Raw genomic sequence first — 12841 nt, 5'->3', positions numbered from 1 at the left:
AGCTACAGAAAGTGTTGCGGTGAGTATTTTTGATTGCATATGCTATTTGTTTAATGCTTTCTTTTATTATACTATTCCAAACTAAATTTTTTTTCAAAAAACTATTATAAGAAAAAGGTCGTTCCTTGATAGGACGACCTCTCTATTGGATGTTGATGTCGTGCATGCCGACTCACCATTCATGCGACTGGCGATACCAAGGTGCATACTTCGGCCGCTGCATTGATGCGTCAGGTCGCAACCACCTCGGCACCTGAGCAGGCGGCACCACTTCCATTCGACGACTCGAACCAGCCAAGGGCAGACCAAGAGCATCTGACATAGCGTCCAAGCGCGCTTGCATCTCGAGATAGCGATAGCCTTCCTGATGCTCCTCCCAGGACTCACCAGTCCGGATGCGTTCTCCACCAGTACATTCTCCGGTTCCCATACTGTCCCTCCTTAGCTCGACTCAGGCTTCTCTTCATTCAGGATCTTCGAAAAACGCAAAAGGCTAGCCCAGAAATCCTGTCTCAGACCTTCATCGATTCCAGAAAATCCGCTCGATTCTCGAGGTACATCCAACAGCGGAGAAGTTGGCTTAGGTCCCTGCAAAAACTCCACCCAACTTTCCCAGTCGGCACAGTCATGTGCATCGGGGCCATTACTAGACTCATGACAACCCATAACTCACCTCCAGGTTGAAAAGATCCATTCCCTTTTTTAACACATAGCAAAAAAATAGACAAGCAGCTGTTACAATGCTTTTTCTTCAACAATATCTAACTTAAAAAGTCATCCCTTTTCACACCGCGGGATGCGCCAAGTTCAAGTGTATCAAGCTTCAGACTCCCCATGCGAATTCGCTTCAATCGCAATACGCTTAAGCCAATCACTTCACACATACGACGAATTTGCCGTTTCCAACCTTGATGAAGTACTAGTCTTATTTTCTTCTCACTTATTCGTTGTACTTTATCCGCTTTTGCCAAACCTTCCTTAAGCGGCACTCCACGAAGCAGTTTGGCAATATGAGCATCAGTGATTCGCTGCGCAGTTACTACTTCGTATTCTTTCTCATGCTGGTAACTAGGATGGGTCAGCTGCTGCACTAATGCGCCATCATTGGTGAGTAGTACGAGACCCTCTGACTCTTTGTCCAAGCGCCCAGCAATCACCAGGTCTCGACTATTTGGCACAAGGTCGTAGACTGTTTTTTCTTTTGCATGACGCGCCCGTGTACACACATACCCGCGCGGCTTATGTACAACTATGTAGCGGATCCGCGTTTCTGGATTCACCCTCTTACCAAGCACCTCCACCACGTCTTCTTCTGGATTTACACTGGTGCCGAGTTGGCGAATAACCTGGCCGTTTACTTTTACCACACCGCTTTTCATGAGCTCCTCAGCTCGGCGTCGCGAATACTGACTCGAACGGGCAATAAATTTCTGTAATCGTTCTGACATATGTGCATTGTACGCTATCCACTTGCAGTCGTATAGGAACGCGCTATACTAGCTATGTTAGTGGAGGGAATGCACTTTCCACACTGCAACGAAAGGACTGGCATGATCGCCACGAACAGGAGAACCCTGTGGGCGAATTTCAAATACGGACTTCGCCCTTGTGTTGACGGACGATTTGCTGTACGAATGGCGGCCCGCCTGCTCATCCAAAGCAGACGCACCACTCGACCCTCGCCACCTCCCCGCGTCATTCCGCGGCCCCGTCAACAAATGATGGGGACTCGTGTTCGATAACGCGATCTGATTGAATTCCAAAGAGACTGGCCTCTGTGTCAGTCTCTTTTTCGTTCATTTTTTGAAACTAGTCACTATCTCAGCTTTTTGCTTTTTATAAGAAAAAGGCGACCATCGTCCTGATGTGTCGCCATACGCCGCCTCATTTCTTCTTGCCACTCCTTTTCTTTCGAGATTTCGACTTCTCCCCGAGCTTCGACTTGATGGACCTTTCACTGGGCACACCCGGACGCGTACGGCCTCTATATAGAAACTTCCCTGATTTGGGATCCCAGTAGACTTCCGTAAGTCCAGTCCTAACGCCCTCGTGTTCACCCTCACAATCTCCCATCGACTCTTCCCTCCTCTTTAAGGTGCAACAAACACTGCCAACATAAGTAATGCCGACATCAATGTCAAGGCTATTTATTTGGGGAGAGTATCACAATCTCACGAGCTACAAACTGACCTGGTCGCTCATAGAGCAAGGTCTTTTCACCATCCTGCGATACTAGATCACCATAGGGCCAAAGTAGTGTCCAGCCGTCTGGTAGTATTTTCTTTGGATGCAAGTGATAACGAGTATCCTGCAGAGACCAAACGGGCCAAGCCATAACCACCCGACCGTTTGCCTTCAACACCTTGGTCGCTGATGATAAGAAAGATCGATACAAAGCAATGGCTTCTTGTCGTCGTTCTTCTATTTGCTCCTCGTTACGCGCCGGTCGCGGCGGACCAAGGTCTGGCTCGGTCACAATCACATCAACCGACTCTGCGACATAGGTAGGACGCAGCTGACGAGCGTCAACTTTACGTATCTGCACAGTGCCAATCGACTTCTCCTGCGTACTAAGCCACTGTACATTATTTTGCGAATCTTTTACCGCCTTCTCGCTAATATCCGAACCATAAACTTTTTTGCATCCCAGCAAAAGTGCTTCTTGCAGTACAGTACCTGATCCACAAAAAGGATCGAGCACGACGCTTCCGCTTTTTGCGCCCGCAATATTAAGCATCATGAGTGCCAACTTTGGCGGAAGCATGCCATTGCGCGCATCACGGTCAGGTCGGCCATAATCCCGCTCACTAAACTTGCGGAATGATTGCACTGCCTGACTAAGTCCAAGCCAATGTTGAGTGGCACTTTCTAACACGCAAAGCTCAAAACCCTTACTCAGTAATCCATTCTTTGCTACGGTAACACTGCTGAGTTGGCCGCTTGGATCAAAAATCATCCGCACAGAATGTCCAATTGACTGCAATGCTTTTTTTAAACCTAGACCATAGCGCTTACTTAAGGGTCCAGACTTTTTTGTCCCGTAGACGCTTATACCAAATTCTGCCCGATGTTTTGTGAGCGGTAGTTTTTTCTCTGCCCAATCTACATTTGCGCAGATACTTTGTACTTCATCTCGTGAAGAAAGCCCTTCAAGTATTTGCCCTGCCTTCAGTGTACCTCCCAAGTGCTGCAATAACTCCACCAGATTTAACTCTTCTTTGGTCTCCAAAATACAGTAGTCAGAAGCACGAGCCACCACTTCGCTGGTAATGGCACGAGTCTGCAGGGCTTGGTCTAGCTCTGCTAAAGAGAGCTTCGGGTTTTTACCAAGAATAAAGTAATACTGGGGCATAGGAGAAGTGTAGCACAGTCTCATAGATAAATTCTAAATACTAATATCGAATATCCAAACAAATAAGAAATTTCAATGACCTAAATTCAGTCTATTTAGTAAATGTTTTGGATTTAGAATTTGTTTAGAGCCTTGTATTTGGAGTTTCGTGCTTTACTTTCTCTACCCTTGCCAAAAAAATAACCCTGTGTTAGGGTGCTTTTACAACGAGATTGCGGACAGTCCTTCGAGCTCTATGCGAAGTAAGGATTACCCCTCAAGGGCCCCCGCACGATATAGCTAAGTCTACATCGCCCGGGTCCGCCATCCGTGCGATATTCTTAATTCAGCATATGCAACACTACGAATTACTCCTCCTCATCAACCCCCGCTTTACTGACGAAGAAGCTGAACAATACGCTTCTACGTTGCAAAAGCACATCAGCGATATTGGTGGACAAATCACCAAAATCGAAAACATGGGCAAGCGCCGCTTAGCCTATGAGATTAATCACTTAAAGCAGGGCTTCTATGTCCTTCTTGAGCTTGATATCGACGGCACAAAGTTAGCTGAGCTCGATCGCATTTTTCGACTCGAGCAAGACTTAGTACGTCATCAGATTATCCGTTTGCCAGTCCGCACTCCAGAAATGGAAGCAGCCCAGCGGGAATTGCAAGAACGCATTCAAGCCAAGCGACGCGCAGAAGCGCAAAGCGAGGCTGAAGAGTCACGCGATGAAAAAGAGGAAAACACCTCTTCTCGCAAGGTGGAAAAAGAAGACGATCGCGCTTCTCTCGAAAACTTAGACGAAAAAATCGACGAGCTCCTTGAACAAGATCTCATCAAATAAGCAAACACACCTATGGATTTCAATCGCGCACAAATTATCGGCAACGTCACTCGAGACCCTGAGCTCCGTAACACTCCAAACGGACAATCAGTCTGCTCATTCGGCGTCGCTACAAACCGCACTTGGAAAGACCGAGACAGCGGAGAACGAAAGCAAGCTGCTGAGTTCCATAATGTTGTCGCCTGGTCTGGTTTAGCACAAACCTGCAGTCAATATCTCAAAAAGGGTAGCCGCGTCTTCATCGAAGGTCGCATGCAAACCCGTAACTGGGAAGACCCATCAGGCAATAAGCGAAACCGAACAGAAATCGTAGCTGAGAATATGATTATGCTTGACCGACCTGGCCAAAGCCCGATGTCTAGCGCACCGTCACAGGACAGTGCTGGTGCAAGTGCTCCTCAATCGGCCCCAGCTGATGACGGCGAAATTAATGTAGAAGAAATTCCTTTCTAGTATGAACAACACTCAAAAAATCCAACCTCACTCATGTCACTTTTGCGTCAACGCAATCGAAGACATTGATTACAAAGATACTCGCCTCTTGCAGCGTTTCACTTCTTCATATGGGAAGATTGTGCCGCGGCGCCGATCAGGTGTCTGCATGAAGCACCAGCGACGCCTGGCCGAAGCAATCAAGCGTGCTCGCTTCATGGCGCTTATCCCATTTGTGGTTCAATAGTATATGGCTGACATTCTACAAAACCTCACCGACCTAAAACTCGGCGTGGTGATTAACTGGAGTGGTGCACCATATAAGATTGTGGAAGCATCCTTCATGCGCAAATCGCAGGGTAAGCCGAACATGCGTACGAAGTTGAAAAACTTGTTGGATGGCCGGGTTATCGAGCAGACCTTTAAGTCAGGCGACCGAGTAGAGCGGGCTGATCTTAGCCGTGGCAAAGCAAGTTTCCTCTATGTCGAGGGCGATCAGTGCGTGTTTATGGACTCGGAAAGCTACGACCAATTCTCCCTCCCCCTAACACAACTCGAACACGAAGTGCAATTCATGACTGAGGGACTCGATGTCGATATCATGAACTACAACGGCAAGCCAGTTACTATTGAATTGCCAATGAAGCTAACTCTGACGGTAACAGAAACCACAGACGCTGTCCGTGGTGATACTGCCCAAGGTGCTGTTTTAAAAGAAGCAAAAGTGGAAACTGGTGCGACTATCCGCGTCCCGGCATTTGTGAAAAACGGCGACGTCATCCGCGTCAACACTGAAACCGGCGAATACGTCGAGAGAGCGTAGCGAGCGAGACTTCGAGCAAGTTGAGAGGTCGAGCGCGCATAAATTTGACTAAATAAAAATCAGCTTTTTACGAGCTGATTTTTATTTTTTTGCTAAGTTATTCTAACAAGCTTACTTTTGTAATGGTCACCGGATCCACTGGCATGTCACTGGCATCAGTTTGCACTGCAGCAACTTTTTGCACTACATCCATACCTTCAACAACCTGACCAAAAACTGAGTAACCACCATCAAGCATTGGTAACTCCTGCAAAGCGATATAGAATTGACTACCAATAGAATTCGGTAGGCTTGATTTTGCCCAGGCCACCGCACCAACTTCATGCGTAAGCGCTAAAGCACCTGGCTCATCGGCTAAGCCCTGACCCTCACCTTTATAGCTATGCCCGCCTGTACCTGTACCATTTGGGTCACCACCCTGAATAACAAAACCCGGGACAATCCGATGAAAAGTTAATCCATCGTAATACCCGCTCTTGGCTAGCTCAATAAAGTTTTTTGTTAGCTCTGGCGCATCATCTGCATAAAAGCGAATCTTCATTGTCCCGAAATTTGTTTCTACAACAGCTGTCGGCGACTGGGCAAGCTTCTCCTGCTGACTAGACATAGTGGCTACTCCTTCAACGCGACTTGTATTGGTATTTGATTCACTCACATTTCCCCCGGAACGAGTGAAGGCGAAAATCAAACCAAGCAGACCAAGCGCGCTTATGCTAAGAATGAATGTTTTACGTGTGAACATAACAGCAAAAGTATAGCAAGTAACTTGCCTTTCTCACAAGTAAACAAAGAGAAATTGCTTTGTATCTATTGTCACTTATTACTTGTCACTTATTACTTGTCACTTTATACTATGTATATGCCTGCTGCATTTGCCGACGTAACCCTTGTCATCGTTCTCGCTGCAATTCTCGGACTCGTTGCCCGAGTGCTACGTCAACCTACCTTAGTGGCCTACTTGGTTGCTGGGATTTTAGTTGGAGCATTTGGCTTACTCGAATTTGATGGGAGCGCACACGTTCTCGACCTGATGGCATCTTTTGGTATTACCTTGCTCCTCTTCTTAGTTGGTATGCAGATGCGCTTTGATACATTAAAAACGGTAGGACGGGCAGCGCTCTTAACTGGGGTAGGACAAATTCTTTTTACCTGTTTGATCGGCTTTGGAATTGTGAAGCTACTTGGCTACAGCACCGTTTCTGCACTTTACATCGCAGTGGCCATCACCTTCTCGAGCACAATCATCGTGGTGAAACTGTTATCGGAAAAACGAGATCTCCAAAGCCTCTATGGCCGCATCGTGGTAGGCTTCTTGCTTGTCCAAGATGTGGTGGCTATTTTCATGCTTATCTTTTTGGCCAGCTATCAGCAGAACGCCACTGGTCTACAAATCACTCCCTTTCTCTTAACTTTAGCGAAGAGCGCCGCCCTCTTTGGCATCATGCTTTGGTTATCGCAAAAAGTTCTGCCCTGGTTTTTTGAAAAACTTGCCCGATCGCAAGAGCTCCTCTTTGTCACGAGTATTGCCTGGGCCTTTGGCATTAGCCTCTTTGTTGCCAGTGATATTATTGGCCTCTCTATTGAAATTGGTGGCTTCCTAGCCGGTGTTGCCTTGGCCAAGTCGCTAGAACAATATCAAATTGAATCACAAATTCGACCTCTGCGTGATTTCTTCATTGTTATTTTCTTCATTGTACTCGGCTCGACACTTGTCATCTCTGATTTCTCGTCCGTACTTGGACCAGCAATTTTACTCTCATTCTTTGTCCTGATTGGCAACCCGCTCATTGTGCTGATTATTATGGGGCTTTTGGGATACCGTAAAAAAACTAGCTTCTATGCCAGTGTCACTGTCGCCCAGATTTCTGAATTCAGCCTCATTGTCATGAGTATGGGATTAACGCTTGGGCATATTGGATCACAAGAGGTTTCACTTGTTACTCTGGTCGGCATTATTACCATCGTACTATCCACCTATCTCATTCTTTATAGTAAAGAGCTCTATCCTAGACTTGAAAAAATACTCGGTATTTTTGAAAAAAAGAATGCGAAAGAAGAATCAGCCATGCCGGCAATCCCAGCTGGATCAATTGTTATTGCTGGGGCAAATCGCTTAGGTGGACACCTACTTCGAAAGATACAAAAGAAAAAAGTGGTTATTGTTGACCTTGACCCAGTCGTAGCAAAACGACTAGAAGAAGATGGTTATCGAGTTGTATTTGGCGATGTGACAGAGCCGGACATCCAAGAACATATTCGACTAGAGGATGCGTCAGTGATCATTTCAACTATTCCGGATTTAAATGACACGCTACTTTTGCTGGGCATACTCCGTGAACAGGACCGCAAAAAAAATCGTCCTACTACTATCGTAACTGCGTATACAAATTGGGAAGCGCAGCAACTCTATGACGCTGGAGCAGACTACGTTATCCTGCCACACTTTGTGAGCGGTCAACACTTAGCAACCTTACTGAAAAGTGGGCGTCTTAATACGGCAACTATGCAGCAATGGCGACGACATGACGTAAAAATTCTTGATTCGCTAAAAAAGCAACTGAGCTAAGATATCTAGGTAATAACAAAAGCCCCTAGTACTCACCGGGGCCTTTGCTTTATCTACTCAGTTATTTTCCTCTGATCGTCACCCATTTATCAGTGCAAATACTACCGAGGGCGAGCAGGAAGAAGAAGCATCCGACTAACCAACCCACGATAGGGATCAGGACAATTAGCTGCAAGACTAATACTCCTAGGAGGGCGGAAACCCAGTCGCCATTTTCTGGGTAATCCTTTTTCAAGAAGCGCATACCCATAGCTCCAAAAAGGATGCCAGCAAAGATGCCAGCCCCAATCAGTACGGCTATATAAATGCTAAGGAGGAGAAGTCCAAGCATACTCCCTATAACCGTGCTAAAGAGAATGGCAAAGGCGATTGGAGTAACAATGAAGACGAGTAAGCCAATCACAAACTGCTTACCAATTTGCATCCGTCCGAGGTGTACAATCTTCTCGCTGTAGCGTCGGAAACCAGCCGCCACAACAACTGCCGCTACCATCAAGGCAAGGAATTTGATAATCAGACTTACAATAGTTAGACCGAGTAAGCCATAGCTTAAGCGATAGGTGGTTTTGTCATAATGCACTGTGCCTACAATATTCGCTCCAGCGGCAATACTTGCTTCATGCTCCGAGGAATAGGTAAGGTCACCGTTTACCACCGCACCATCAGCCACGCTAAGCGCACCAGCATACACGCGAACATCACCGTCAATACTTCCAGCTAAGGTGATATCTCCACCCGCTGCTCGTACTTTACCGTGGATCTTGCCGTGCAACATTTGGTCACCGCCGGCCACTAGCACATCTCCCATCACCTCGGCATTATCTTCTAAGGTAACTGATCCACCGGCAACTGTTACATCTCCCGGCACTGTTGTGGCAATGGTTAACTGACCACCAGCTAAACGAATATCTTCACTTACACTACCAGTCACTGAGACCGTCCCGCCTGTTGCAAGAACGTCTCCGTTGACTGTGCCGGAGATTGTAACTGTGCCACCAGCCACCATCACATCTCCGTTGACTGTGCCATCCACATTTACTGTACCAGCTGCCACATACAAAGCCCCTTCCAGGGTTTCACTAGTGGCTAAAGTATAGGTATTTCCACTCTGGATAGTAGCTGCCAGAGCTATGCCGGGAATTAAAAAGACTCCTGCGACGGAAAGAACAATCTTCTGCCAGCGTTTCATAAGCATACTAGTTACTAATCTTTAGCTTTAGTTTACTCCTGACGAAACAAAGAAACAATATGGTTTATCACCAAAGCAATAGTAATATTTTTGCAAAAAAAATAGTAATTATTAGCGTTATTGCTAAAAATATAAGAAAATGCTATATTTTTTAAGAAAAATATGGCAAAAAAATCTGCAAAATTTTCTGTAGCAGTGCTCTGCGGAGGCCCCTCACTCGAACGGGGTATCTCTTTAAACTCGGCTCGCTCGCTCATGGATCACTTAAAATCTGAGCAAATTGAGATTGTGCCAATTTATTTTGATAACAAAAAACAAGCCTATCAAATTTCTCAAGCCCAACTCTACAGTAACACCCCTTCGGATTTTGATTTTAAACTTCAACAAACAGCCACACCACTCACCACAGCAGCGCTAGTGAAAAAGCTACGAGAAGTGGCTATCACCTTCCCGGCGATGCACGGACCTTTTGGGGAGGATGGTGGCATCCAGCGTTTCTTAGAAAAACATGCTATCCCTTTTGTTGGCTCCGGATCAAAGGCTTGTCGACTGGCTTTTGATAAGCACACGGCAAATACATTTATTGCTGGGCACGATTTTTTTACCCTTCCCTCCGCGGTATTAAAAATTTTTCATACTGATCACGAAAAAATACTCAAAGATTTTTTTGCAAATAACAAAGTCCAGCGCGCAGTAGTAAAGCCCGCTAGCGGCGGATCAAGTATCGGAGTATTTTCAGTGGCAACACCTCAGGAAGCACTCGAGAAAACAAAACTCATTTTCTCAAAGCGAATGGATACCCGGGTGGTTGTGGAGCCTTTTGCGCAGGGCAAGGAATTTACCATGATCATACTAGAAAACCAGTTTGCCCTGCCGGTAGCCCTACCGCCAACTGAGATTGAAACAGACTATACAGAGCATCAAATCTTTGACTTCCGCAGGAAATATTTACCAACTCGACAGGTAACATGGCACTGCCCTCCTCGCTTTAGCCAAGAGATTATTGAACGCATTCAGGCGCAAGGGGAACAGCTCTTCCGCCTCTTTGGCATGCACGATGCTGCTCGTTTTGACGGATGGGTGTTACCTAATGGAAAAATATGGTTCTGTGACTTTAATACCGTAAGCGGTATGGAGCAAAACAGTTTTCTTTTCCAGCAGGCCGCTCGAGTAGGACTAACGCATCGGGATGTTTTGCAATACATTGTACAGCACTCTAGCGCGCGTCAAGGTGTTCACTTCCCTGAAATCTCTTCACAAAAAAAGAAAGGGAAGACGGTGACAATTCTCATGGGTGGGAGCAACTCCGAGCGCCAGGTTTCTCTCATGAGTGGAACAAATGTCTGGCTAAAGCTACGGCAAACAAAAGAGTATGAGCCACAGCCCTACTTGCTTGATACACATGGCGATGTGTGGAAGCTGCCCTACCATCTCAGCTTGAATCACACGGTAGAGGAAATAATGGAAAACTGTCAGCAATACCCAAACGAAAAACATCGGCTGGAGGACTTTGAGCGTCGGGCCCGAATCAAGCTAGGTTTACGAGAAGAGAAGAATGCACAAGACTTTTTTGACCCGAGAAAACTGAGTCTGAATGAACTCCTTCACTCATCATCTTTCCTTTTCATTGCACTGCATGGTGGTAAGGGTGAAGACGGGACACTTCAGGCAGCCTGCGAAAAGGCAAAGGTAAAATTTAATGGCTCCCCAGCCACGACTTCTCAACTCTGTATGGATAAATGGAAAACTGCGGAAGCCATTCGCCAACTCAACATACCCGGGGTGCAGGCAATTGCTGGAGAAAGCTTCTTGACGAGCACGCTTTTGCATATGACAAGTAGCCAAATTGAAGCGCTCTGGAAAAAATTACATACAGAACTTCATTCAAAAACCTTTATTATCAAGCCGCAAAGTGATGGCTGCACAACTGGAGTCGCACACATCTTCACCGCGCAGGATCTTAAAACCTACTTGGCGTATCTACAAAAAAGAGCTGCGTACATACCTAAAAATACTTTCCACGGACAGGCTGATATTATTGAGTTACCAAGCGCCGCTCCGAAGCGCCTCCTCATTGAACGCTTCATTGCCACTGACAAGCTACGGGTCAAAGCGAATAAAATGAAGCACCTGCCAGTATCAGGTTGGGTGGAAATGACTGCCGGAGTGATTGAGGTGCGAGGAAAAATACACGCCTTAGCTCCGAGTATCACGATCGCGGAGGGTGAAGTCCTCACTGTTGAAGAAAAATTCCAAGGTGGTACTGGAATTAATATCACGCCACCGCCTGAACATTTGATTCAAGGATCGACGGTGGAGAAGGTAAGGCAGCGTATTGCTGAACTAGCCACTGCACTAGGCATACGAGGCTACGCGCGGATCGATATCTTTGTTCATCTCAAAACTGGGGCAATACATGTTATTGAGGTAAACACCTTACCAGGTTTAACTGGATCTACGGTTATTTACCATCAAGCCTTAGCCGACCAGCCCCCGAAATTTCCGGCTGAGTTTCTCTCTACGATCATCGCGAATACTGGCTACTAAACAAAAACGCGGCATATCACCGCGCTTTTGTTTTTATCTGCTACAATAGCTATTTTTTGTCTGCTTCTTCCTGCTCTGCTTTCACGGCAGCGAGAATTTGCGTACGAATTTCTTGCTGTAATTTCTGCTCATTTTTAAGGAAGTCGCGTGCTGCGTAATTACCTACTCCCAACTTGGCTTCACCAAAGGAATAGGTATTACCTCGTTTTTCAACCACGCCATATTGGAGACCAGTATCAATGAGGTCGCCGGCTACGGAGATTCCTTCGTTGTACATGATATCGAACTCGGTCACCTTAAATGGTGCGGCCACTTTATTCTTCACTACTTTTGCTTTAGTGCGGCTACCAATAATCCGTTCGCCCTGCTTAATTTGACCAATACGTCGAATCTCGATGCGAACTGAGGAATAAAACTTCAACGCCATACCACCTGTGGTTGTCTCAGGATTCCCAAAGAAGACACCGATCTTCATGCGTGTTTGGTTGATGAAGATAACAATGGTGCGAGATCGAGAAATTAGAGCGGTAAGCTTACGTAAGGCCTGACTCATGAGGCGAGCTTGCAAACCCATATGTGAGTCACCCATTTCTCCTTCAATTTCCGCCTTTGGTGTTAAGGCAGCAACCGAGTCAACGACGATAATATCTACTGCGTTTGAACGCACCAAGGTCTCTAAGATATCCAAGGCTTGCTCGCCGGTATCAGGCTGAGAAATGAGTAAATCATCAACCTTAATGCCAATCTTACGAGCATAGTCAGGGTCAAGCGCGTGCTCAGCATCGATAAAAGCCGCTAAACCGCCTTTCTTCTGTGCCTCGGCGACAATGTGCTGAGCAAGGGTTGTTTTACCTGAAGCTTCCGGTCCATAAATCTCAATAACGCGCCCACGGGGTACGCCGCCAACACCAAGAGCAATATCAAGGGATAAGCATCCAGTGGAAACTGCTTCCACATCAGATTTACGTGCTTCTCCCAGCTTCATAATCGAACCGTCGCCAAAACGCTCGCGAATTTGCTCAATAGCTATTTCAGCTGCTTTGCCGCGTCCGGCGCTATCGTTTTCCTGACTGCTTGTTTTTGTTGCCATAAATTTGGTACT

At 46.4% G+C, this 12841-nt stretch carries 12 protein-coding genes; 6 read left to right on the top strand and 6 right to left on the bottom strand.

What is annotated here, in order from left to right; translation table 11 throughout:
• Nucleotides 1-172: 172 nt before the first annotated feature.
• The 3 genes from H6760_05080 to H6760_05070 all read right to left on the bottom strand — a co-directional run bounded on the left by H6760_05080 (nucleotide 173) and on the right by H6760_05070 (nucleotide 3352).
• Nucleotides 173-430 carry a hypothetical protein gene (locus H6760_05080; protein USN53499.1) on the bottom strand — a complete coding sequence of 86 codons (258 nt, stop codon included), beginning with the start codon at nucleotides 428-430 and terminating at the stop codon, nucleotides 173-175.
• 331 nt (nucleotides 431-761) lie between these two features.
• A complete protein-coding gene (locus H6760_05075; protein ID USN53498.1) occupies nucleotides 762-1448 on the bottom strand; it encodes an rRNA pseudouridine synthase in 687 nt (228 codons plus the stop codon).
• A gap of 695 nt (nucleotides 1449-2143) precedes the next feature.
• Nucleotides 2144-3352 carry a methyltransferase domain-containing protein gene (locus tag H6760_05070; protein USN53497.1) on the bottom strand — a complete coding sequence of 403 codons (1209 nt, stop codon included), beginning with the start codon at nucleotides 3350-3352 and terminating at the stop codon, nucleotides 2144-2146.
• Nucleotides 3353-3684: 332 nt separating this feature from the next.
• Between H6760_05070 and rpsF the strand changes: the two genes are divergently transcribed.
• Genes rpsF through efp form a run of 4 tightly spaced genes read left to right on the top strand, consistent with a single transcriptional unit; the run spans nucleotide 3685 to nucleotide 5437 of the window.
• Complete coding sequence (rpsF, locus tag H6760_05065) at nucleotides 3685-4182, top strand: 30S ribosomal protein S6 (GenBank protein ID USN53496.1); 498 nt, start codon at nucleotides 3685-3687, stop codon at nucleotides 4180-4182.
• Between the two features lie 12 nt (nucleotides 4183-4194).
• Entirely contained in the window at nucleotides 4195-4635 is a 441-nt protein-coding gene (locus H6760_05060) for a single-stranded DNA-binding protein (protein ID USN53495.1), read from the top strand.
• A gap of 1 nt (nucleotide 4636) precedes the next feature.
• Nucleotides 4637-4861 carry a 30S ribosomal protein S18 gene (locus H6760_05055; GenBank protein ID USN53494.1) on the top strand — a complete coding sequence of 75 codons (225 nt, stop codon included), beginning with the start codon at nucleotides 4637-4639 and terminating at the stop codon, nucleotides 4859-4861.
• 3 nt (nucleotides 4862-4864) lie between these two features.
• Entirely contained in the window at nucleotides 4865-5437 is a 573-nt protein-coding gene (gene efp, locus H6760_05050) for an elongation factor P (protein USN53493.1), read from the top strand.
• Nucleotides 5438-5534: 97 nt separating this feature from the next.
• Here efp and H6760_05045 read toward each other — a convergent pair whose 3' ends face one another.
• A complete protein-coding gene (locus tag H6760_05045; GenBank protein USN54067.1) occupies nucleotides 5535-6044 on the bottom strand; it encodes a peptidylprolyl isomerase in 510 nt (169 codons plus the stop codon).
• 252 nt (nucleotides 6045-6296) lie between these two features.
• Here H6760_05045 and H6760_05040 point away from each other — a divergent pair, with 252 nt between their 5' ends.
• On the top strand, nucleotides 6297-8003 hold the full coding sequence (locus H6760_05040; protein ID USN53492.1) for a cation:proton antiporter: 1707 nt from the start codon (nucleotides 6297-6299) through the stop codon (nucleotides 8001-8003).
• Between the two features lie 61 nt (nucleotides 8004-8064).
• On the opposite strand, the gene H6760_05035 is transcribed toward H6760_05040, so the two are convergent.
• A complete protein-coding gene (locus H6760_05035) occupies nucleotides 8065-9198 on the bottom strand; it encodes a polymer-forming cytoskeletal protein (GenBank protein ID USN53491.1) in 1134 nt (377 codons plus the stop codon).
• A gap of 156 nt (nucleotides 9199-9354) precedes the next feature.
• On the opposite strand from H6760_05035, the gene H6760_05030 reads away from it, so the two are divergent.
• The gene (locus H6760_05030; protein USN53490.1) at nucleotides 9355-11739 is read left to right on the top strand and encodes a hypothetical protein; all 2385 of its coding nucleotides are present in this window, start codon (nucleotides 9355-9357) and stop codon (nucleotides 11737-11739) included.
• Nucleotides 11740-11788: 49 nt separating this feature from the next.
• Here the strand turns inward: H6760_05030 and recA are convergent, their stop codons facing one another.
• Nucleotides 11789-12829, bottom strand: a complete 1041-nt coding sequence (recA, locus tag H6760_05025; GenBank protein ID USN53489.1) for a recombinase RecA — start codon at nucleotides 12827-12829, stop codon at nucleotides 11789-11791.
• Nucleotides 12830-12841 lie beyond the last annotated feature (12 nt).

The organism is Candidatus Nomurabacteria bacterium, from assembly GCA_023898465.1.
Lineage (GTDB): Bacteria > Patescibacteriota > Patescibacteriia > HK-STAS-PATE-3 > HK-STAS-PATE-3 > HK-STAS-PATE-3.
The sequence above is the reverse complement of the archived record's forward strand: the minus strand, read 5'-3'. Positions and strand labels throughout refer to the sequence as shown.